This is a genomic window from Hyphomonas sp. (genome assembly GCF_022844445.1).
Taxonomy (GTDB): domain Bacteria; phylum Pseudomonadota; class Alphaproteobacteria; order Caulobacterales; family Hyphomonadaceae; genus Hyphomonas.
In genome coordinates this window covers 25591-47713 of record NZ_JALHLS010000002.1, presented here as the reverse complement: position 1 = coordinate 47713, position 22123 = coordinate 25591, and the positions used below count along the sequence as shown (strand labels likewise).

At 64.4% G+C, this 22123-nt stretch carries 21 protein-coding genes; 9 read left to right on the top strand and 12 right to left on the bottom strand.

Annotation, left to right across the window (positions count from 1 at the left end):
- Positions 1-63 precede the first annotated feature (63 nt).
- Positions 64-387 carry a multidrug efflux SMR transporter gene (locus tag Q0C17_RS03295; RefSeq protein WP_291201272.1) on the top strand — a complete coding sequence of 108 codons (324 nt, stop codon included), beginning with the start codon at positions 64-66 and terminating at the stop codon, positions 385-387.
- Here Q0C17_RS03295 and Q0C17_RS03290 read toward each other — a convergent pair whose 3' ends face one another.
- Together Q0C17_RS03290 and Q0C17_RS03285 are read right to left on the bottom strand one after the other, a co-directional pair.
- Complete coding sequence (locus Q0C17_RS03290; RefSeq protein ID WP_291201270.1) at positions 388-876, bottom strand: DNA-deoxyinosine glycosylase; 489 nt, start codon at positions 874-876, stop codon at positions 388-390. It lies immediately after the preceding gene.
- On the bottom strand, positions 873-1232 hold the full coding sequence (locus tag Q0C17_RS03285; protein WP_291201267.1) for an iron-sulfur cluster assembly accessory protein: 360 nt from the start codon (positions 1230-1232) through the stop codon (positions 873-875). Before Q0C17_RS03285 ends, Q0C17_RS03290 begins: the two co-directional genes overlap by 4 nt.
- A 194-nt stretch (positions 1233-1426) precedes the next feature.
- Between Q0C17_RS03285 and Q0C17_RS03280 the strand changes: the two genes are divergently transcribed.
- Positions 1427-2350 carry a sulfite exporter TauE/SafE family protein gene (locus Q0C17_RS03280; RefSeq protein WP_291201264.1) on the top strand — a complete coding sequence of 308 codons (924 nt, stop codon included), beginning with the start codon at positions 1427-1429 and terminating at the stop codon, positions 2348-2350.
- Entirely contained in the window at positions 2340-3497 is a 1158-nt protein-coding gene (locus Q0C17_RS03275; protein WP_291201261.1) for a histidinol-phosphate transaminase, read from the top strand. Before Q0C17_RS03280 ends, Q0C17_RS03275 begins: the two co-directional genes overlap by 11 nt.
- Before the next feature lie 12 nt (positions 3498-3509).
- Here Q0C17_RS03275 and Q0C17_RS03270 read toward each other — a convergent pair whose 3' ends face one another.
- The 7 genes from Q0C17_RS03270 to Q0C17_RS03240 all read right to left on the bottom strand — a co-directional run bounded on the left by Q0C17_RS03270 (position 3510) and on the right by Q0C17_RS03240 (position 10742).
- Positions 3510-3893 (bottom strand): SUF system Fe-S cluster assembly protein, encoded by a 384-nt coding sequence (locus Q0C17_RS03270; protein ID WP_291201258.1) that lies wholly within the window; start codon positions 3891-3893, stop codon positions 3510-3512.
- 8 nt (positions 3894-3901) lie between these two features.
- Positions 3902-5125 carry a cysteine desulfurase gene (locus Q0C17_RS03265; protein WP_291201255.1) on the bottom strand — a complete coding sequence of 408 codons (1224 nt, stop codon included), beginning with the start codon at positions 5123-5125 and terminating at the stop codon, positions 3902-3904.
- Positions 5115-6341: a SufD family Fe-S cluster assembly protein gene (locus Q0C17_RS03260; RefSeq protein WP_291201252.1), complete on the bottom strand. Its 1227-nt coding sequence runs from the start codon at positions 6339-6341 to the stop codon at positions 5115-5117. Before Q0C17_RS03260 ends, Q0C17_RS03265 begins: the two co-directional genes overlap by 11 nt.
- On the bottom strand, positions 6338-7099 hold the full coding sequence (gene sufC / locus Q0C17_RS03255; protein WP_291201249.1) for a Fe-S cluster assembly ATPase SufC: 762 nt from the start codon (positions 7097-7099) through the stop codon (positions 6338-6340). Before sufC ends, Q0C17_RS03260 begins: the two co-directional genes overlap by 4 nt.
- Positions 7100-7324: 225 nt before the next feature.
- A complete protein-coding gene (locus Q0C17_RS03250) occupies positions 7325-8035 on the bottom strand; it encodes a hypothetical protein (protein WP_291201246.1) in 711 nt (236 codons plus the stop codon).
- Positions 8035-9597, bottom strand: coding sequence for a Fe-S cluster assembly protein SufB (sufB, locus tag Q0C17_RS03245; protein ID WP_291201243.1), 1563 nt, complete (start codon positions 9595-9597; stop codon positions 8035-8037). The genes Q0C17_RS03250 and sufB overlap by 1 nt, the downstream gene beginning before the upstream one ends.
- Positions 9597-10742 carry a cysteine desulfurase family protein gene (locus Q0C17_RS03240; protein ID WP_291201240.1) on the bottom strand — a complete coding sequence of 382 codons (1146 nt, stop codon included), beginning with the start codon at positions 10740-10742 and terminating at the stop codon, positions 9597-9599. Before Q0C17_RS03240 ends, sufB begins: the two co-directional genes overlap by 1 nt.
- A gap of 110 nt (positions 10743-10852) precedes the next feature.
- Here Q0C17_RS03240 and Q0C17_RS03235 point away from each other — a divergent pair, with 110 nt between their 5' ends.
- Together Q0C17_RS03235 and Q0C17_RS03230 are read left to right on the top strand one after the other, a co-directional pair.
- Entirely contained in the window at positions 10853-11572 is a 720-nt protein-coding gene (locus Q0C17_RS03235) for an alpha/beta hydrolase (RefSeq protein ID WP_291201237.1), read from the top strand.
- A 65-nt stretch (positions 11573-11637) separates the two neighbouring features.
- Positions 11638-12114, top strand: coding sequence for a GNAT family N-acetyltransferase (locus tag Q0C17_RS03230; RefSeq protein WP_291201234.1), 477 nt, complete (start codon positions 11638-11640; stop codon positions 12112-12114).
- On the opposite strand, the gene Q0C17_RS03225 is transcribed toward Q0C17_RS03230, so the two are convergent.
- Positions 12111-13265, bottom strand: coding sequence for an anhydro-N-acetylmuramic acid kinase (locus Q0C17_RS03225; protein WP_291201230.1), 1155 nt, complete (start codon positions 13263-13265; stop codon positions 12111-12113). The two genes, Q0C17_RS03230 and Q0C17_RS03225, sit on opposite strands and share 4 nt — an antisense overlap.
- Positions 13266-13317: 52 nt before the next feature.
- Between Q0C17_RS03225 and tyrS the strand changes: the two genes are divergently transcribed.
- Positions 13318-14568 (top strand): tyrosine--tRNA ligase, encoded by a 1251-nt coding sequence (tyrS, locus tag Q0C17_RS03220; RefSeq protein ID WP_291201227.1) that lies wholly within the window; start codon positions 13318-13320, stop codon positions 14566-14568.
- Between the two features lie 42 nt (positions 14569-14610).
- Here tyrS and Q0C17_RS03215 read toward each other — a convergent pair whose 3' ends face one another.
- On the bottom strand, positions 14611-17997 hold the full coding sequence (locus Q0C17_RS03215) for a DUF3971 domain-containing protein (RefSeq protein WP_291201224.1): 3387 nt from the start codon (positions 17995-17997) through the stop codon (positions 14611-14613).
- A 94-nt stretch (positions 17998-18091) separates the two neighbouring features.
- On the opposite strand from Q0C17_RS03215, the gene Q0C17_RS03210 reads away from it, so the two are divergent.
- From Q0C17_RS03210 to Q0C17_RS03200, 3 genes are all read left to right on the top strand, one after another.
- The gene (locus Q0C17_RS03210) at positions 18092-18556 is read left to right on the top strand and encodes a peroxiredoxin (RefSeq protein WP_291201221.1); all 465 of its coding nucleotides are present in this window, start codon (positions 18092-18094) and stop codon (positions 18554-18556) included.
- A gap of 210 nt (positions 18557-18766) precedes the next feature.
- Entirely contained in the window at positions 18767-19975 is a 1209-nt protein-coding gene (locus Q0C17_RS03205) for a M23 family metallopeptidase (RefSeq protein ID WP_291201218.1), read from the top strand.
- A complete protein-coding gene (locus tag Q0C17_RS03200) occupies positions 19959-20477 on the top strand; it encodes a polymer-forming cytoskeletal protein (RefSeq protein ID WP_291201215.1) in 519 nt (172 codons plus the stop codon). The genes Q0C17_RS03205 and Q0C17_RS03200 overlap by 17 nt, the downstream gene beginning before the upstream one ends.
- Positions 20478-20671: 194 nt before the next feature.
- Here Q0C17_RS03200 and Q0C17_RS03195 read toward each other — a convergent pair whose 3' ends face one another.
- Complete coding sequence (locus tag Q0C17_RS03195; RefSeq protein ID WP_291201211.1) at positions 20672-22081, bottom strand: hypothetical protein; 1410 nt, start codon at positions 22079-22081, stop codon at positions 20672-20674.
- Positions 22082-22123: the final 42 nt, after the last annotated feature.

Genomic DNA, 22123 nt, shown 5'->3' with positions numbered 1-22123 from the left:
GGAGAACGGCTTCCCCCGGTGCCGGAAACATGACCGGGACGGCCCGATAAACCGGAGCATCCCATGTCCTGGATCTACCTCATCCTTGCCGGCCTGCTCGAAATCGTCTGGGCTGTCGCCATGAAACAGTCCGCCGGTTTTACGCGCCTTACGCCGACCCTGCTGATGGCCGCGGCAATGCCCGCAAGCTTCTTCCTGCTGGCGCTCGCCATGCGAAGCCTGCCGCTCGGCACCGCTTACATGGTCTGGACCGGCATCGGCGCGATCGGCGCGTTCGCCGTCGGCGTGCTGTGGCTCGGGGAACCCGCCACGGCGCTGCGTGTGCTCGCCGCACTGCTGATCGCTGGCGGCATCATCCTGATGAAGCTTTCGGGCGACGGGATCTGATCAGGCGCAAAGCGCGGCCCGCCACAGATCACACTTTGCCTCGAAGCTGCGCGCCGCATGGGCGGGACTAGTGGAGGGCAAGGCATGCAAAGCCGCGCCGTCCGGTAGCAGGCGCGCGGCGTGCTTGCGAAAGCTCGCCGCCGCCTTGCCGCCGTTCAGCGCCAGGGTGCGCAGCTCGGCATGCGCCGCGAAGAAGGCCGCAAAATCGTTGGGCACTTCGCTGCGGATGTTCGAATCGAGGCTGCCCTCGCGCTCGCAGGCCTGCAGGACGTCCCACACCGCCACGCCCCGCGACTTAAGCCGCTCCACACGCTCTGCATACGCCAGGTCCGGTCCCGCGCCAAACAGCGCGCCCATGATCGGCCAGAACGCGTTACGGGGATGGGCGTAGTATTGGCCCGCGTCCAGCGAGGCAACGCCAGGCATGCTGCCAAGGATGAGGATTTTCGCATCCGGCGCCGCAATCGGCGCGAAACTGCGAACGATCATTCCGCCGCGGCGGGAACAATGGTGACGCTTTCGCCGCAGCCGCAGGCGTCCGTCTGGTTCGGGTTCCGGAACACGAATTTCTCGTGCAGCAGCGTCGTCTCGTAATCGAGCTCGCTGCCCAGCAGGAACAGGACGGCCTTCGCATCAATCACGATCGTGACGCCATTGTCCTCGACCACTTCGTCGAGCGGCTCCGGCGCGGCGGCATAGTCCATGACATATTCCATGCCCGCGCAGCCGCCATTCTTCACGCCGACCCGAAGGTAACCAAGGCCGCGCTCGGCCATGATGTCCCGCACGCGCGCTGCGGCGGAATCAGACAGTTTCACGGGTTTCGGGCGGGGTCGTCTGGCCATGCCCCATAGGTGGGCGATTGGCGCGGTAAGATCAAGGCCTGCCGGGTTGCCCAAGTTTTGTTGCCCTGCTGGTCAAACGGCCGCCGTCTGCCGCCGGAATCGGCCATTTGGCGCCCTTTCCGGTCCCGGAGAATTGCGCCCGGCCATAACAGGCGTAACCCGGTTGCAGGCCGCATTTCCGGCAGGAGTCGTGCTTGGCGATTACGGGCGACACGCTGATGTTCATTGCGGCCATGCTGGCGGCCGGCGCGCTGGCCGGCTTCGTGGCAGGCTTGTTCGGCATCGGCGGCGGCTTTGTCGTGGTGCCGGCGCTGGCCTCCGTGCTTACCCTGCTGGGCACTGGTGGTGACGGCGACAAGATCATGCACGTCGCCATCGGCACCTCGCTCGCCACGATCATCTTCACCTCCCTGCGCTCCGTTCAGGCGCATGCCCGGCGCGGCGCGGTCGACTTCGACATATTGAGGAGCTGGACGCCCTGGGTGGTCGCCGGGGTCGTCCTTGGGCTGATCATTGCGCGCTACATGGACGGGCAAGCGCTCAAGGTCACCTTCGGCATCGGCGTGTTCATCATGTCCTGGCACTTCCTGTTCCCGGCACTGACGAAGAACGGTCCCATCGCTGGCCAGATGCCGACGGGCATGCTGCGCGGCGGCCTGGGCAGCGTTCTCGGCGGCTATTGCACCCTGCTCGGCATTGGCGGCGGCACGCCGGCCGTTCTGATCATGACACTGAGCGGCCAACCCATGCACCGCGCGGTCGCCACCGCCGCCGGTTTCGGCACGATCATCGCGGTACCCGGCACAATCGGCTCCGTCCTCGGCGGCCTGGGCGAAACCGGCCTGCCCTTCGGCTCCATCGGCTATGTCAATGTGATCGCCGCCCTGGCCATCATCTCGATGAGCCTGATCACCGCGCCGTGGGGCGTCGCCATGGCGCACAGTCTCAACGCGGCGCACCTGCGCCGCGCGCTTGGCCTTTATCTGCTGGTCACGTCCACCTTGATGCTGACGTCTGCCTTTGGCCCGGCGCGCCCCGGTCTGCCGATGCGCACCGACGCCGTCCCGATCACCACCGAACTCGCTACCCGAACACCGGAGAAAGACCATGGGATATAGACTCACACGCCGCGGCATCCTCTCCGGCGGCGCAATGGGCGCAGCGGCGAGCCTCGCGGCCTGCACCACAAGTTCGCCCGCGGCGCTCGCCGAAGCAAAGGGCGCCTTCCCGCCTTCTGCGCCGCTCCCCCTGTTCGGCCCCGCCGAAGGCCAGGCTTTGCTTTCGCGCAACGAGAACCCATACGGACCCTCCCCGTCTGCCCTTTCGGCGATCAGCAAATCCGCCGAAAAGGGCGCCTATTACACCAATGCCGAAGCCATCCAGACGCTGATGGCGCTTATCGCCGACCGCCACGGCGTGGCGCCGGAACAGGTCGTCATCACCACCGGGTCCGGCGAAGCCCTCAGCGCCATTGCGCTGATCTACGGGCCGAAGGGTCCGATCGTGGCGCCGCGCCTCTTCTGGGACACAACCTCCCTCTATGCCGCCAATCTCGGCATGGCCAGCATCACACGTATTCCGCTTACGGACGGTATGGAGGTCGACTATGCCGGCATCGAAGCTGCCATCACGCCGGGAACCGGCATGGTGCAACTGTGCAATCCGAACAACCCGACCGGCCTGACGACGCCGGGCACCATAATCCGCTCCGCCGTCGCCGGTATGGCCGCGAAAACCACCGTGGTGGTTGACGAAGCCTATATCGAGTTGACCGATGACGAGGCCGCGATCACCTGTGTGCCGCTGGTCAAGGAAGGCAAGGACGTGATCATCACGCGCACCTTCTCGAAGATCTATGGCATGGCCGGCATCCGCGTCGGCTATACGATTTCATCGGCAGAAACCGCCGCGAAGATCCGCGCCACCGTGATGTCCTCGGCGCCCTGCACATCCACGGCCGCCGCCATCGCCTGTTATAACGACGAGGCCTTCATAACCTATTCGAAAGGCAAGATCGTCGAAGGCCGGCAGATGGTCGAGGCGACCCTCGACACGCTCGGCCTGCCCTATCTCAAGTCACAGACCAACTTCGTCTATTTCCAGAGCGGCAAGCCGGCCAATGATTTGCAGAAGGCGATGGCCGCCGAGAAGATTTCCATTCGCGGGCAGTACATGGACTACACGCCGTGGAGCCGCGTCTCGATGGGCAAGCTGGAAGATGTGAGCCGCTTCTGCAAAGCCCTGCCAAAGCTGATCGGGGCCTGAGCCCTGGTCAGATCAAAGCATGTTCAACGCGAGGCGCGCCTCGTCCGACATGCGGGCGGGCGTCCAGGGCGGATCGAAGGTCAGGCGCACCTCGACATCGGCGACGCCGTCTACTGACTTAGCGGCATTCTCCACCCAGCCCGGCATGTCGCCGGCCACAGGGCAGCCTGGCGCCGTCAGGGTCATCTCAATGTCGACCTTGCGGTCATCATCGATATCCACTTTGTAGATGAGGCCCAGTTCATAGATGTCGACCGGGATCTCTGGGTCGAAAACGGTCTTGAACGCCGCAATCAGCTCATCCGTCATCCGGTCGAGCTCTTCCTGCGGAATCGCTGACGCTGCAGGCGTTTCAGCCGCGTTCATTGTGTCCCGGGAAGCAAGATCGTCTGCCATGAGGCTTCCTATACCAGCATTTTCCGCGCCTTGGCGAGCGCTTCGGCGAAGGCGTCGGCCTCCGCTACAGTGTTATACAATGCGAAACTCGCCCGCGCAGTGGCCGAAACGCCGAGATGCTGCATCAACGGCTGCGCGCAGTGGTGGCCCGCGCGGATGGCAACGCCGTAACGGTCAAGGATCTGGGCAAGGTCATGCGGGTGGGCGCCTTCCAGGCTGAAGGACAGGACCGCGCCCTTGCCCGATGATTCGCCGTGCACCTTCAGGCCGTTGATGCCGCGCAGGGCCTCGCGGGCGCGCGTGTAAACGGCGTGCTCGTGCGCGGCGACCCCGGCCTTGTCGAACTGGCCAAGCCAGCGCAGCGCCGCGCCAAGACCGATCGCCTCGAGGATCGGCGGTGTGCCGGCCTCGAACTTGTGGGGCGCCGTGTTGTAGGTCACCCGGCCGGTTTCCACGACCTCGATCATCTCGCCGCCGCCCTGATAGGGCCGGGCACGGGCGAGTGCGTCAGACGTGCCGTAGAGCGCACCGATGCCGGTCGGCCCGTAGAGTTTGTGGCCGGTGATGACGTACCAGTCGCAGCCGATGGCCTGCACGTCGAGCGGCAGGTGGACCGCCGCCTGACTGCCATCGATCAGGATTTCGGCGCCGGCCGCGTGGGCAAGCTGCGTGACGGCGGCCACATCCGTGACCGTGCCGAGTACGTTGCTCATGTGCGTCAGCGCGACCATCTTCGTCTTCGGCCCGATGGCGGCGCGCATCGCGTCCATGTCGAGCGAGCCGTCCTCCTGCAGACCCACCCAGCGCAGCACGGCGCCGTGGCGCTCGCGCAGGAAGTGCCAGGGCACGATGTTTGAATGGTGCTCCATGATCGTCAGGACGATCTCGTCACCCGGCTGGACGCGCGCCCCCAGCCCCGCCGCGACAAGGTTGATGCCCTCTGTGGAGCCCTTGGTAAAGATCACATTGTCCGTGGACGGTGCATTGAGGAAGGCGCGTACTATCTCGCGCGCGGCTTCATAGGCTTCGGTTGTCTCGTTCGCCAGCGTATGCAGGCCGCGGTGCACGTTGGCATAGGCGGTCCGCATCTGGTTCGCCATCGCGTCGATCACCGCGTCCGGCTTCTGCGCGCTGGCGGCGTTGTCGAGATAGACGAGCGGATGCCCGTTCACCAGGCGGGCAAGGATCGGGAATTCGGCGCGGATCGCGGGAATATCGAGGTTACGCGGCATGGGTCAGCCAGGCCGTCGCTTCGGCGCGCAGGGCCTCTTCCATTCCGCCCGCGCCTTCCAGCGCCTGCGCAATGAAGGCTTCGGTCAGAATGGCGCGTGCCTGCACCAGCGGGATGCCGCGCTGACGCAGATAGAACAGCTGCGCCGCGTCCAGCGCCCCGGACGTATTGCCGTGCGCGCACTGAACATCGTCGGCCAGAATTTCAAGCTCGGGCTTGGCAAACACTTCCGCGCCCTCTTCGAGCAGCAGCGCGTTGTGCTGCATCGAGGCATCAGTCTGCTGACCCGTCGTGCGCGGCACATGAAACTTGCCCTGGAACACGCCGCGCCCGCCGTCCAGCACAGCGCCCTTGGTCAACTGGCGCGTCACGCAGGACGGCGCGCCATGGCGCACATGCGTCGTGATATCGGCCTGCAGGCCAGCGCCCGCGAGATAGGCGGCATTCAACGTGGCCTTCGACCCGGTCTCCCGGTGCACAAGGCGCGTTTCGAGGCGCGCCACTTTCGCGCCGAAGGCCAGCGTCGTCTGCAGGCTCTCGGCGCCCGCATCCTGTTCGATGATGGCCGTCACCGCCTGCGCTTCGCTGGCGCCGCCGATCTGGTAAACCGTGCGATGGAGACGCGCGTTCTTGTTCAGCGTGAACTCTATCAGTGCTGTCGACAAAGCCGCGCCGCCGAGATGGCTTTCAGTCACCTGCAGCTCCGCTCCGGGACGAAGCAGGAAAACGACCCGCGCGGCATTGAGCGCGCCCGGCCCTTCAAACACCATGTGCAGATGCACCGGCGCCCCGGCGCTGACATCCACCAGCAGTGTGCCCGGGGTCTTGCCACCGGACAGCGCGGCCGCCAGCGCGCCCAGCGGCGCGGCCTCGGCTCCGCCCATCGCCTGAACATCATCCTTCACAAGCAGACGCAGGCCTTCCGGCAGGGCCGACGGCGCTGCGTAGCCCGACGGGGTGAACCGCAGCGTGGCCACACCTTCACGTGCCAGCGGATCTCGGGGCGGCGCACTTTTCGGCGCCTCCATCGACGTCACGGCCGTCTTGAAATCTGTCCAGCGCCAGCCTTCGACACGGCGCCCGGGCAGGCCTGTCTGCGCGAAGGCTTCGAACAGTCGCTCGCGGCGCGGATCCGCCTTCAGCGCCGCAAAGCGCGCGACGAGTTCCAGTTCGGCAACGGTCGGGTTCCGGATCAGGTCTTTGAGGGCGGCGCTCACACGGCCTCCGCCAGCACGCCGTCATAGCCTTCGGCTTCCAGCCGGTGGGCGAGTTCCGGTCCGCCGGTCTTGATGATGCGGCCCTTGGCCAGCACGTGCACCTTGTCTGGTTTGATATAGTCGAGCAGGCGCTGGTAGTGCGTGATCACCAGCATGCCGCGCGACGGTGCACGCAGCGCGTTGACGCCTTCGGCAACGGTGCGCAGCGCGTCGATATCGAGGCCGGAATCAGTCTCGTCGAGCACCATGAAGCGCGGCTCCAGCATCATCATCTGGTAGATCTCGAGACGTTTCTTCTCGCCCCCGGAAAAGCCCACGTTGACGGGACGCTTCAGCATCTCGGGATCAAGGCTCAGCACCTTGGCGATCTCGCGTGATTTCTTAATGAAGTCCGGCGCCGAAATCTCCGCCTCGCCGCGCGCCTTGCGCTGGGCGTTCATGGCGGTGCGCACGAAAGTCATCACCGGCACACCGGGAATTTCGACCGGATACTGGAACGACAGGAACATGCCCTTAGCGGCGCGCGCTTCGGGCTCCATCGAGAGGAGATCTGCGCCGTCCAGCGTCGCCGTGCCGCCGGTGACGGCGTAACCTTCCCGCCCGGTCAGCACATAGGACAGCGTGGATTTGCCGGCTCCGTTGGGGCCCATGATCGCATGCACTTCGCCCGCGGGCACGGCGAGCGACAGGCCGTTGAGGATGGTTTTCGCATCCTCGCCTTCACCCACGGTCGCGGTCAGGTTTTCAATCTTCAACATGCCGGGGATTTAGGGCGCCCCGGGAGGATTTGAAAGCGGAAAGCGGAGTTTGCCGCAGCCCGCAATACGGGTTTCCCCCTGTTTCAGGCCGATGCGGCCACCAGGGGCGCCACAAACAGGGCGACAAAGATCAGAGCGAGCGCGGCAACAGGTTTCCACATGGCATCCTCCGGACGGCTCGAAACGGCCGCTTTCCGGTGGAATCGCAGCAAGTTCCGGGCCGGATCAGCCGGGGCCGGGCGCGCCCTCGGCGCAGAAGGGCGCCGGGTCGATGCCGTCGAGGATACGGATAACCTCGCAGGCTGGCGCCGTCAGGGGCGGCTCGCCCGGTTCGGGGTCGACGCGGTTAACCACGGCGGCGATTTCCTCCAGCGCGCCGTCGGTCAGCCGGTAATACCCTGTTTCCCATTCGGCAGCGTTCGAGCGTCCCGAAGCGGCAATCATGCCCTCGGGCGTCTGTCCGATACTGACACCGCTAAGTTCGCCGGCGCGCTTGAAACTGCCGTCCGCAGCCTTCAGCCAGACAGCATAGTTGGTGTTCACGTTGCCGGTCAGGAGCGGCACCATGATGTCAGCGGCGCCGTCGCCGTCGATGTCCTCGATATAGGGATAGCTGTAGGAACCGGTAGCCGTCTCCTCGATCACCTGCAGCGAAGCGCCGGACGCATCGAGCACATCCAAGCGAAGTGTGCCTTCGCCGTCTGCCATGGGGTCGGAGGAGACGCTGAGCGTCGGCTGACCTTCGCCAAGCGCGATGGTGCAGGTCGAAAGTTGCGGGATCATCGCACCCGTCGCCGATTCCGTGATGGCGCAGGTCTGCAGCTCTGCGGCAAGTGGCGCGGTGGCCGTTTCATCCGCTGGTGGCGCTTCGACCGTTTCCGGTGTGCAGGCCGCCGCCATCAGCAGCGCAATCCCTGCAAGACTCGTTCTCATCATTACCCCACACTTCCTTCCAGGCTGACTTCCAAAAGCTTCTGCGCCTCAACGGCAAATTCCATCGGCAGTTCCTGCAACACGTCGCGCACGAACCCGTTGACGAGCAGGGCCACCGCCTGCTCCTCGCCGATGCCCCGCTGGCGCACATAGAACAGCTGATCTTCCGACAGTTTCGTCGTCGTCGCCTCATGCTCGAGCTGCGCGTCAGCGCGCCGGTTCTCGATATAGGGCACGGTGTGGGCGCCGCAGCGGCTGCCGATCAGCAGGCTGTCGCACTGCGTAAAATTGCGCGCGCCTTCGGCCTTCTTATGGATCGAGACGAGGCCGCGGTAGGTGTTGTCGGACTTGCCAGCCGAGATGCCCTTGGAAATGATCCGGCTCTTCGTGCGCTTGCCAAGATGGATCATCTTGGTGCCGGTATCGGCCTGCTGGCGGCCATTGGTCACGGCGATTGAGTAGAACTCGCCGACCGAATCGTCGCCGCGCAGGATGCAGGATGGATACTTCCAGGTAATCGCGGAGCCTGTCTCCACCTGCGTCCACGAAATCTTCGAACGCGCGCCGCGGCAATCGCCGCGCTTGGTCACGAAGTTGTAGATGCCGCCCTTGCCGTCCTCATCACCCGGCCACCAGTTCTGCACGGTGGAATACTTTATCTCGGCGTCGTCCAGCGCGACCAGCTCGACGACCGCTGCATGCAGCTGGTTCTCGTCGCGCATCGGCGCGGTGCAGCCTTCGAGATAGGAGACGTAGGCGCCCTCGTCAGCGATGATCAGTGTACGCTCGAACTGCCCGGTGCTTTCCGCGTTCATGCGGAAATAGGTCGACAGCTCCATCGGGCAGCGCACGCCCTTCGGCACATAGACGAACGTGCCATCCGAAAAGACGGCCGCGTTCAGCGTTGCGAAGAAATTGTCCGAGGCCGGAACCACGGTGCCGAGATATTTCTTCACCAGCTCCGGATACTCGTGCACCGCTTCGGAGATCGACATGAAGATCACGCCGGCCTTCTTGAGCTCCTCACGGAAGGTTGTCGCCACCGATACAGAATCGAACACGGCATCGACTGCCACGCGCGGCTTCTCCCGCGCCGTCGCCGCCGTCTCGGCTGCGCCTTCCACGCCGAGCAGCACTTCGGCCTCGCGCAGCGGGATTCCCAGCTTCGCGTAGGTGTCGAGGATTTCCTGCGGTACTTCGTCGATAGACTTGTACTTCGCGGCATCTTTCGGCGCGGCGTAGTAATAGTAAGCCTGATAATCGATCTTCGGATAATTCACCCGCGCCCAGGTCGGCTCTTCCAGCGTCAGCCAGCGGCGATAGGCGTCCAGACGGTAAGCCAGCAGCCATTCGGGCTCGCCCTTCTTGGCCGAGATGAAGCGCACGGTGTCTTCATTCAGGCCCTTGGGCGCGAACTCCATCTCTATATCGGTGATGAAACCGGCCGAATAGTTCTCCGACTCGAGCCGCTTCGCCGCCTCGACCGTGCCTGCATCAATGCCAGGCTTCACCTTCACGTCGGCGCACTCCTCATCGTGCTCATCAATCCCGCCGCAGCAATCCATCACGCGGTTTCCTTCAAGACTGTTCTCCGGGCGGCCTCGAGCCAGGCATCTGCCACGCGCTCGAAGTCTTCCGGCTTTGTACCCCAGCCGAAACTGGTGCGGATGGCCGATTCCGCAAGGCTGTCATCTGCGCCCATGGCCATCAGCACAAGTGATCTCTTCACCTTTCCGGACGAACAGGCCGAGCCCGCCGATACGCAGACACCGGCCAGATCCATCGCCATCACTTGAGTCTCCGCGCGAAAACCGGGGCGCGCGAAGTTTGACGTGCCCGCAAGGCGCGGGCTGGCCTCGCCGATCACGGTAACGCCGCCTTCGGCTTTGAGCCGCGCCTCCATCGTGTCGCGGTGTTTCGCGAGGGCTGCGTATTTCGGCAGGTCTCGCACAGCTGCCTCGGCCGCCGCGCCAAAGCCCGCGATGCCGGCCACGTTCTCGGTACCGGAGCGCAGCCCGCGTTCCTGCCCGCCGCCGTGCAGCAGCGCCTTCAGCGGAGCCCCGGCCCGGTGCCAGAGGGCGCCGACGCCTTGCGGACCGCCGATCTTGTGCGCCGACAGTGCGACGAAATCTGCGCCCAGAAGCGCCGCATTCACCTGAACCTTGCCGAGCCCCTGCACCGCATCACACACAGTCAGGCCGCCGGCGCCGCGCACCATTGCAGCCGCTTCGGCAACGGGCTGCAGGATCCCGGTTTCGTTATTGGCGAGCATCAGCACAAGGACCGGCGTGCCCTTCAGGGCCTTGTCCCAGGCGCTGAGCCGGGTCTTCAGGTCATCGAGGTCCACCTGTCCGGAGGCGAGCACATAGGCCGTCTCGACCGGTACACCAGCAAATCCGGCAGCCTTGGTCGCCGCCTCATGCTCGATGGCAGAAACGATCAGCGTTGCCTTGCCGTCCAGCGCCTGGACGGCGCCCTGTATGGCGAGCGCCAGGGATTCGGTGCCGCCGCTGGTAAACAGGATGTCTTCGGCCCTCGAGCCGATGGCGCCGCCGATCTGGGCCCGCGCCCGCTCCACCACAGCCCGCGCGGTCCGCCCGGCCCGGTGGACCGAGGAGGGATTGGCCGCGCCAAGGTCCAGCGCCGCGAGCATCGCTTCGCGGGCTTCCGGCCGCATCGGGGCGGTGGCGTTGTAGTCGGCATAGATCATGCCCCCATATATAGGCTTTTCCGGCCAAGGCCGCACCCTGCAGAAAAATTTGCATTCTCAGGGCGATTTGGCCTATCTCGCCCCCTTCACTTCAAAAAGCCGAGGATCAGATGGCAGAAATCATCATTCCGGGCCCCCAGGGGCGGATCGAAGCGCGTTACACCGAGCCGCCATTTCCAGGCGCCCCGATCGCGTTGATCCTGCATCCCCACCCCAAGGCCGGCGGAACCATGCAGGACCCCGTCTCGATCATGCTCTACCAGCTGTTCGAACGGCGTGGTTTCGGCGTGCTGCGCTATAACTCGCGCGGCGTCGGCCGCTCGCAGGGCGTCTATGACCAGGGCATCGGCGAGCTCGAAGACGCCGCCTATGTTCTCGACTATCTCGAAAACCTGTCGGAAAGCCCGCGCTATGTCTGGTGCGCGGGCTATTCCTTCGGCGCCTGGATCACGCTGCAACTGCTGATGCGCCGTCCGGAAATCGATGGCTTCCTCGCGATCTCGCCGCCGGCCAATCACTACGACCTCTCCTTCCTCGCGCCGTGCCCGGCCTCGGGCCTTATCGTCGCGGGCGATGCCGATTCCATTGCCTCGCCGGAAGACGTGGAGCGGGCGCTGTCGAAAGTACGCGTGCAGAAGGGCCACAAGGTCGAGCGTGCCAAAGTGAAGGGCGCCAACCACTTCTATGTGGATAAGCGCGAAGAACTGATCGGCGTCTGTGAGGAATACCTGCTACGCCGCCTCGCCGAGGCCGACCAGCAACTTCGCCTCGAAGCCGAGGAAGGCGTGGACGCAGACATCGTCGAGGACGATGAAGACTTCGAAGAATAGAAATCAGGCGGCCCGCCCAGACATGAGCGGGCCGTTTTCACCTGCACGCGGGACATTGCTCCTCCATGGCCACCATCCGGTTTGCCGAAGAGGCGGACACCCCCACCATCCTGCGCTTCATCCGCGCCCTCGCTGTCTATGAAAAGCTGGAGCATGAATGCCTCGCCGACGAACCGGGCCTGCGCGCCCAGCTGTTCGGCCCGCGCCCCTACGCTGAAGTGCTGCTGATCGAGGAAGACGGCGCCGCGCATGGCTTTGCGCTGTTCTTCCATAACTTCTCGACCTTCCTGGCGAAGCCCGGGATCTATCTCGAAGACCTGTTCGTGGACCCCGCCCAGCGCGGCAAGGGCTATGGCAAGGCGCTGCTCATGCAACTGGCGGCAATAGCCGTCGGCCGCGGCTGCGGCCGGCTCGAATGGTCCGTGCTCGACTGGAACAAACCGTCCATCGATTTCTACCTCTCCCTCGGCGCAAGGCCGATGGACGATTGGACGATCTACAGGCTGGACGGAGCGGCGCTCGCTGAGCTCGGCGGCCGTTAGGGCGCCGGCGTCAATCCAAACACCTGTCCGCCGGTCATCGGCGCTGGCACGCCCGTCGTCATCGGCCAGCTCAGCGGCAGCTTGCGCATCCGGCGTGCGGCAAGGTAGGCGAAGGCTTCGGCTTCGATGGAATCGCCGCGCCAACCGGCGTCTTCCGCCGTCATCAGCTTGCAAGTCAGCGCGCCTTTCAGCGCCGCCATAAGCGCCGGATTGTGCCGTCCGCCGCCGCTCACGATCACGCGCGCCGGTTTTTCCGGGAGCTGATCAATTCCTGCTGCCACCGCCGCCGCCGAGAAGGCAGTAAGCGTTGCGGCGCCGTCTTCCAGCGACAGGCCCTCGGCCATACCCGCATTGAAATCGTACCGGTCGAGCGACTTCGGCAGTTTCTCCGCGAACCAGGAATGGCTCATCAGCCTGGCCAGCCGCGCGGTATCTACCTTGCCCGCCAGCGCGAGGCGGCCACCGGCGTCGTGCGTGCCTTTGCCGTGGCGTTCGACCCACTCATCAATCGGCCCGTTGGCGGGGCCGGTATCGCAGGCGATCAGTGTCCCGTTCGAGAGGCGGGCCGTGATGTTGGCTACCCCGCCCAGGTTCAGCACGACGGCCGCCTCGCCGCCGAGGCGGTCCATCAGCGCGCCATGATAGGCAGGCGCCAGCGGCGCGCCTTGCCCGCCCGCTTCGACATCGGCGGAGCGGAAATCGCACACCAGGGGCACGCCCATGGCCTTCTGCAGGGCGAACGGATCGACCAGCTGGAGCGTCGCGCCCTTGTGTCCGGGCTGCGCGCGCCGGTGCAGTACCGTCTGTCCATGTACCCCGGCCAGCAGCGGCGCCGGCGCCCGGGCAAGGCCGGTGAGCATGCCCCAGGCCTCGAAATGGGTGCGGGTTATCACGTCCAGCGCCGCCTTGAACGGGGCTTCCGGGATCGGTCCCGCCCAGTTCCAGGCCCGCGCCGCGTCGGTCGCTGCCTGCAGGATAGCCCGCTCCGCGGCGCTGTACCTGCGTTCCACGGCGGGTCCGAAGTCCGTTACCTTCTCTCCGTCCGTCAGGATCATGGCGGCGTCCACCGCGTCCAGCGAGGTGCCGGACATGAAACCGGCCACCCAGACCGGGCTGGTGGGAGCGGGTGTTTTTTCCGTAGCCGTGTTCAAGAGCTGCTCTTTCCGTGTTAGGCGCGCGTCTGCTCCACGGAGACACAAGAACATGAGCGAATACAAGTCGGAATTCCTGCGCGAGCTCAGCTGGCGCGGCTTCATCAAGGACACAACTCACAAAGCTGAGCTGGATGCCTATTGTGCCAAGGGAACGCCAGTCGCCTATGTCGGCTATGACGCGACGGCGGACAGCCTGCATGTCGGCAACCTGATCACCATCATGATGCTGCGCGTGTTCCAGCGCCATGGCGGCAAGCCGATTGCGCTGATGGGCGGCGGCACCACCAAGGTGGGTGACCCGACGGACAAGGAAAAGTCGCGACCCCTGCTCACCGACGAGCAGATCAACACCAATATCGCCGGCATAAAGACGGCGTTCGAGCCCTTCATCCGTTTCGGCACGGGCCCGAACGACGCGATCATGGTCAATAACAATGACTGGCTGGGCGAGCTAGGCTACCTGGAGATGCTGCGCGCTGTGGGCATCTACTTCACCATCAACACGATGGTGAAGCAGGATACCGTGCGCCGCCGTCTCGAGGCGGAGCAGCCCTACACCTTCCTCGAGTTCAACTATCTGCTGATGCAGTCCTACGACTTCCTCGAGCTATATCGGCGCTACGGCTGCCGCATGCAGCTTGGCGGCTCCGACCAGTGGGGCAATATCGTTGGCGGCGTTGACCTCGTTCACAAGGCCGAGGGCGGCGAAGCTTTCGGCGTGACGGCGCATCTCGTCACAACGTCCTCCGGCGTGAAGATGGGTAAAACGGTTGGCGGAGCCGTCTGGCTGAACGCCGATCGCAAGAGTCCCTATGAATACTGGCAGTTCTGGCGCAACACTGAGGACGCGGACGTCGGCAAGTTCCTTCGTCTGTTCACGGACCTTGGCCGGGAAGAGATCGAACGGCTCGAAGCGCTTGAGGGCGCGGGCATCAACGATGCCAAGATCGCACTGGCCAATGCGGCCACGACGCTGCTGCACGGAGTAGCCGCGGCGAAAGAAGCCGAGGCAGCGGCGAAGGCCGTGTTCAGCGCCGGGGCTTCGGCGGATGCCTTGCCGACAGCACTTGTGCCGCAGGCGGAGCTTGACGCCGGCATGCTGGTCGCTGCAGCGTTGGCTGCTGCCGGTCTCTCCAAGAGCAACGGCGAAGGCCGCCGCCTGATTGAACAGGGCGCGATCCGCGTGAACGACGAGGCCGTGACGGATCCGAACGCGAAGGTCTCCTCCGCCGACCTGAAGGACGGCGCGATCAAGCTCTCGGCCGGCAAGAAGCGTCACGCACTGATCAAGACGGGGTGACCATTTCCTCCCGCTGCTTTGGGAGAGTGGTTCACCGGGTGATCAGAACGTTTCATCCTTGATCGGCGGCAATTCCCTCGGCAGCGGCGCATCGGGCGGACGCGGCGTGGCTTCCGGGATTTTCGTGTCCGACGGGTTCTCGAAGATGCGGCGGATCACGCCGGGTGCCAGAGCGGACAGCGGGTTGACTGAGACGCTCGCCTTCTCCAGCTTGCCGCGCACACCGTAAGTCAGCGAAAAGACGCCCTCGCCGTCGCGGCCGACCACGAGGTCACCAAGAATCGGAATGCCTCCGAGCGCAGAGTTCACGCCGAAGCTCGGCACCAGCACGCCGTCGATCTCGATGTCGGTCGATTTGGAATCGATGAAGCCGCTCGCCGTCAGGCCCAGCGCAGGGCCTTGCGCCTTGGCGCCGCTGATGATGTAGCGTCCGCCGGAAATCTTCAGTGGCAGGTCGATCTTGCTGAACATGACGCCTTCGCCGGTCAGGGTGTCGGCAAGCCCGCGTAAGGACGCGAGCGACAATATCTGCGTCAGGAACGGCGCATTGCTCATGCGCGCGCCGGAAATGTTGATCATCAGGTTCGCCGGCGTGTTGCCCTCCTCCAGCGTGCCGCTCATTTCCAGCGCGCCGCCGGAGATGAAGTCCGCATCCATGAAAGCGCGGGCCAGGAACCCGGCATCGCCGGACGTCACGCTCACCCGCGCCGGGCCCGCGCCTCGCGCATCTATCGCGGCCTCGAGCGGCGCGCCTTCTCCGGCAACGCCGCTCGCCGTCAGCGTCTCGAGCCCTGCCTTGCCAGACACCATTGCAAGCTTTGCGTTGCGCAGGTCGAGACCCGGCCGAAGGGTCAGGCGCTCGACCGCCGCATCGAGCGTCATCGGCGAGCCTTTGCCGGCGTCCTCGCCGCCCATCGTGCCGAGGCCGGGCATCAGGCCGGATATGTCGAGGTGCTTGCCGCCGAGCTTCAGAACCAGCTGGTCATTCGGGCCGCGGCTCACCTTCCCGTTGACGTCGGCGACATTGCGGAAGAAGGCGCGCCGCAGGTCCGCTGTATAGAGACGCATGTCGACGGCGCCGAGCGTGAAGTCTCCGTCAAGTACAGCGCCGTCGGCCGTGAAGCGCACCTTGGACGTCACCTTGTCGCCGGCCCTGGCGTAGTTGATGGTCGCCGTCGAGGCGCCGCCGCGCGGCTTCAACCAGCCGATCTCTGCCATGTCGAGACGCGCGTCGGTGAAGTCGATGCCGACAAGCGCCGTCTCGAGATCGGCGCCCTCCAGCGTCGCGCGCACATCCAGCGGCGCTTCACCGGTCATGTAGGCGCGGCCGAGCAGGCCAAAGCCGTTGAGAAAATCTGCGGTGACCAGGCCCTTGGCCGTGAGGTCGGCGGGCTTGCCGTCTTCGGTGAAGGAATCCTTCCAGACGAAATCCACCGGCGAAGGCCCGAGCTTGCCCTGGCCCGACATCACGATGCCGTTCTGGTCGAGATCGACCTTCACGGCGCCGCCGGTGAAATCGAAGCCGAACGCCGCACCTTTCAGGCCGGTGTTGCGGATGGTGCCGAAGCCAGTGAAGCGCATGTCCTCATACGGAACATCGCTGAGCGCCGGCCGGAACAGTTCGTAAGTCATTTCGGCATCGCCGGACACACGCGCCGGATCGAGGTCGAACTCCAGCCGCGACTCGCCGAGCGTCTTGACGATACTGCTCGCAGGCCCGCGCCCCTTGGCGAAGACGCGGAATTCCTGGCCACGCGGATTGAAGGCCGGAAAATCGACGAGCCCTTCGGTTACCGTCCAGCCGGCATAGTCACCCTTGTCCAGAACGACCTTGAAACTGTTGCCGGTCAGCCGCCCCTTGCCGCTGGCGTTCTCCACCGGCGGCAGGTCCGACAGGAACTTCACCCGCGCGCCCTCGACCGCGAAGGTTACTTCAAGGTCTGTATCGCGCAAGTAGCCCTCGGCGAAGCTGTCGCGCAGCAGGGTGATGCGCCCCTTGACGTTGCGGGCGGTGCCCGCTTCGACCTGAACCTTTCCGAACTCACGCGCCCCCGTCGCGAGCTTCACCGGCCAGAGCGCCGTGACCGTGCTCAGCGGCAGCGCGCCCGGCACCGCCACATCCAGCGTCCCGAGGATAGGTGCCTCGCCATCAAGCCGGTCCGGCGTCCTTGCAAGATCGCCCGAAAGTTCGAACGCTGCGCCGCCGATCACGAACTTCGCCGTCGCCGCCCGCACCGCCAGGGCGTCCAGATCGACCTCGCCGGCTGCCGACACGCTGGCGAGGTCAAGCGGTGCTTCGAGGAAGGGTGTCAGGTTTGCGGTCAGCGCGGGGCTGGTCAGGCGGAAGGGACGAAAGCCCTCGCCCGTCAGCGCGCGCTCAAGCAGGAACTCTGCCCGGCCCTTGAACACACCGGTCCCGGTAGATTCGACCGTTAGCGCGAGCCGGTCATCCGGCCGGCCATAGGCGCCGGAAATGCGCAGGTCCGTCACAGGGTGGACGGCGCTGCCGAGCTTCAGCTTGCCCGGCCCGCTGCGCGCAGTGAGACGTATCTCCTCGATGCCGGTTGACTGCGTGAAGCCGATGGCGACTTCGAAATTCGACTGCAGCCCTTCAGAGCCGGCCTGTCCGAGTCCGGTGCGCCTGAAAAGTTCGCCCAGCGGCCAGTCAGCGACGCCGAGTTCGGCGAGCATGCGCGTGCCCGCCTCGCTCGTCTGCATGCGGATGGCGATGCCGCCGGGCATGCCCTGACCGAGGCCGCTGCCAGACAGTGTCAGGCTCAATCCGTCAGCCGTGCGCGTCAGGTTGCCTGTGGTCTGCTGGACGGTACCGAGCAGCGCGAGGTCTTCGGCGCGCACCCGCAATTCGAAACCGTCAAACCGGATCGCCTCGAAGCTGAGACTGTCTTCGGTCTCGGTCAGCCCCTTCAGCCATTCCGGCAGCACGGTGTTGGCATAGTCAAGCCAGCCCTGGGGGGTCGCCGGCATCTCGCGCGCCGTCATCTCCGGCAGCGGATCGCCGCCCAGCGTCCAGGTATTCCCGCCCTTGTGGTCCAGCCCGATCCAGCCATCACGCAGGCTGAGCCGGAGCACCTCGACGCGTCCCAGCGCAAGGGCGGAGGCCGACAGCACGATTTGCGAGTTTGCCGCCTCGGCGGCGGGGCGCCCGCCCGCATCCATCAGCCGGACGTTCTGGGCGGTGATCTGTACACGTTTGGTTTCAGGCGACCATTCCAGCTGCAGCGCCCCGATCGATACCGGCCGGCCATCGCGGGCATCGGCAAGGGCATGCTCGACATCATCCCGGAAGGGGCTGAGATCCATCGGGCCGCTGGCCAGGCGCAGCAGGAGCAATGCGCTGGCCGCCATCAGCACCAGTGACAGGGCGCCGAGGACTTCCATGACGATGACGGACGCGGTCTGGCGGACCAATCGCTGGCTCCTCAAAATTTCCGGTATTGCCGCAGGTCCATTGGCACATAGAAACTATAATTGCGTGAATGGTTTGAGACCATGGGAGAACTGCATGAGCGTCGAGCTGACCCCCGGTGACAAGGCCCCTGCCTTCAGCCTCGAGACCACTGCAGGCCCGAAACGCCTTAAGGACTTCGCCGGCGGCTATCTGGTCCTGTATTTCTACCCCAAGGACGACACGCCCGGCTGCACCCAGGAAGCCCTCGATTTTACTGCACTTGCGAAGGCATTCGCGAAGGCGGGCGCTACCGTTCTGGGCATCTCCCGCGACACACTCGAAAAGCACGGGAAGTTTGCCGCCAAGTACGATCTGACGGTCCTCCTGGGCAGTGATGCGGATGGCACAGTTTCCAGTGCCTACGGGACCTGGGAGGAAAAATCGATGTACGGGCGAACTTACATGGGTATGGCCCGGCGTACCTTCCTGATCGGCCCCACCGGCAGAATCGTCCGTGTATGGCCTAAAGTGAAAGTTAAGGGGCACGCCGAAGAAGTTCTTGCAGCGCTTCCCGGCTGATTTCAGGTTTGCCTGTTTTCCGCCCGGCCTTGCCGAAACATTACGCCAGTTAATGAGAAGTTTACGCTCAGCTGCGAACATTGCTGAAAAATATGGATAGCGGGGCTTCCGCACCCCGTCGAATTGGGTATGTATGACCCGGGGAATGGGAAGCCGGCTGCAGGTAATCCTGCAGCTACATAAGAAGTTTCCAGCTTACAGGTAGCTTGCATGGCGAAATGGAGTGCGAACCTCAAGGCGACGTTCGATCGTGCATTCCCGGAACGCCAGATCTACCACCGCAGTGGCGGGACCGTCCGGTATATTTCCGTTTCTCCATGGCAACAGGCCATGATGGCCGCTGGCGCGACCGCCATTGCCGGGTGGACTGTGTTTGCAACGGCGAGCTTCGTTTTCGGCGGCGGCGAGACCACCATCGCGGGTGGCGAGGGCAAGGAACTCGCCAAGTACGAGCGCTGGGTCCAGGACCTTCGGGCCCGTGAATCGCTGCAGCGCACCCTTCTGGAAGAGCGCTCCAAGGAAACAGCCGACCTCGAGAAGAAGCAAAAGGCCCTCGAAGAGCTGCTCAACGACATGCGCGAGGACGACGGGCAGAAACTGTCCGCCCTCGAAGGCGATGGCGCCTCCCTCCTGGTCGAGGCCACCATCGAAGAAGCTGACCGCCGCCAGTCCCGCGATGCCTACCTGATGACCGCCGGTCTCAGCGTTCCGGCTGCCCGCGGCACCCCCAAAGCCATCGAGCAGGATATCTACCGCCTGTTCGACCGGATGGAAGACCATGCCGCCGACCGGGCAGAACGGGCCCGCGGCGTCCTGATGCTCACCGCCGTTGGCACCGACAACCTGCTGGCCGCCTCCGGCGTTGGCGGCCCGGAAGTCTCGATGGGCGCCCTGACCTCCTCGGCCTCCGAATGGTCAATTGGCGACCAGGACTTCATGACCCGGATCCTGCAGGCCCGTGCCCGCATCGCTGAGATGAAACATTACGAGAAGGTCGTGAACAGCCTGCCGCTGGGCGAGCCGGTTTCCGTGCCTTTCCGTTATACCAGCCCCTATGGCATTCGCGTTGACCCCTTCACGAAGCGCCCGTCGCCCCACATGGGCGTCGACATGGCCGCTTATCGGGACGCCCCGATCGTGACCACCGGGCCGGGCAAAGTGAGCTATGCAGGCGCCCGTTCGGGCTACGGCCTGCTGGTCGAAGTCGACCATGGTCATGGCTTCAAGTCGCGTTACGGACACTTAAGGTCGATCACCGTGTCAAAAGGTGATAGTGTTGAAGTTGGCGATCTTGTCGGCCGCATGGGTTCGACAGGCCGCAGCACCGGTGACCACCTCCACTACGAGATCTGGTACAACGGCAAACCCTATGACCCCAGCAAGTTCCTGAAAGCAGGCCGACATGTTCACAAAAAATAGCAAAACCCCGGACGTAGCGCCCGTAGAGCCGCCCAAAGTGGTGCCCGCGCAGGACGCCATCCGGGGCGCAGCGACCAAGAACGCTGCCCGCGCCGCTTCCATCATCTGCGCCGACATGAAGATCAACGGCTCGGTGACTTCCGAAGGGTCGCTTCAGATCGACGGTATCGTCGATGGCGATGTCTCGGCCACCGATATCACCATCGGCGCCTCCGGCCAGATCACCGGCGAAGTGAAAGCCGAGGTCGTTAAGGTCAAAGGCAAGATCCGCGGCTCCATCCGGGCTCGCAAGGTCGAGCTGGAAACCGGCGCGCACGTGAAGGGCGACATCGTCCATTCTTCGCTGCAGATCCAGCCGAATGCGGTGTTTGAAGGCCAGGTGAAGCACGCGGACGATCCGCTGCGCGAAACCGGCCCGCAGGCCGCCACCGACGTGAAGCCCAGCCTTAGCGCCGCCTCGCCGACGCCGAGCGCCTTCGGGATCTCCTCGCAACCGAGCTAAGACACTCCGCCAGTACGCACTCCAGAACGCCGGCCTCACCCGCCGGCGTTTTTTGTTTGGGCAGGGCATGGCTGGCCTTGGCCCCTCGCTGGCCGACATTCCTGAGGTCAGGAACTTCAGGTCCGGAATGCAAAAAGCCCCGGACCAGCAGCGATCCGGGGCTTTTGCAGGTTGGATGGGCCTAAAGTCCCCGGTCAGACCGGCTGGGCGTTCCGGCACTGAGGCGTAGCTTCGAACTTCGCGCGGCCAGCTTTCAAACGGTCTCCGACGGTCTTGCAGCCTTCCGGCTGGGCGTCGCCCAGACCTGCGAGTTTCTTGCAGATCTTGTCTTCATTGACCATGTTCAGCACGGCAGACTGGACTTCGAAGCAGACAAGCGCGTCCTTCGTGTCCTCTTCCGACTGCATGAACTCAAGCCAGCCGCGACCACCTTGGTTGCCAGCCTGACGGAAGGCTTCCTTGGCACCGGCACGGTCACCGCGCTCGAAGCGGGACTGACCGATGCGGACCCAGATGGTGCCGCGGTCTTTCACGCCGCCCATCTTGAGGGCCTGCTGCAGGGCGTCCTCGGTTTCCTTCCATTTCTGGATCTCGCTGTAGGAGGCGCCAAGACGCTCGTACATTGCACCGCCACCGCCCATTTCAGCGGCCTGACGGATCACCGGGATCGCCTTGTCGTGCTCACGCGCGACCTGGTAGAAGTCGGCGAGAAGCGACATCTTCTCGGTGGTCTTCTTGATGCGGCCGGCGTTCATTTCCTTTTCCAGCACTTTCGCGGCGTAATACGGCGCGTTGAACTGGTTATAGAAGTTTACGATGCGCATGATCTCGTCTTCGGTCTTCAGCAGACCGGCGAGGTACATGGCTTTCTGGACTTCGAACGCCTTGCGCTGTTCGTTACCGTTGAAATAGTTGCCGGCAATCGCGTCCCAATACTTGCGCTCTGTCGGATTGCGCTCGACCAGCGTCTCTAGAACAGCGGCCAGTTTCGCCTCGTCGCCGGTCTCGTTGTAGAGGAAGACGAGCAGGTCATAGAGCGGCTGGTCGAACTTCGCGCCGTCCTCGCGGCGGACTTCCTCGGCGTAGCGGATGGCTTCCTTGAAGTTGTCGACGCGCTGGTAGAGCACCGCAAGCTGCCACTTCTGCTGACGGTCGGCCTTGCCGCCGGCGGCCTGCCACTTCTGCATGTAGTCGAGCGACGACTTGATGTCTTCGAGCTGCAGGTAGATCTGGGCGATGTTGTAATAGGTCTGGGCAATGTCGGCCGGCGGGATGTAGCCCTTGGCGATGGCATCAAGCAGATCCTTGATGGCGCCCTGACGGTCACCCTTCTCGATCTTGATGTAGGCTGAAATGCGGATGATCGCGCTTTCTTCGTAGCAGTTCAGCTCCATGCCGCGCAGCTGGTTCAGCTTCGCAATGGCGGTGTCGTAGTCCTTGTTGGTGATCGCGGCCTGTTCGGCCTCGAGGTACAGCTGCCCGGTCTTCGAGCTGAACTGGGTTTCCGTGCAGCTACCGCCGGCCTGAGCGAGCGCCGTGCCAGCGCTCATCAGGCCGAGCATACCGGCCGCCACTGCGCCTTTGAGGAAAACTTTAAGTCGCATAATCTCTCTCCTGGCCGCCTCGCAGCGGCAAATCTCTCACAC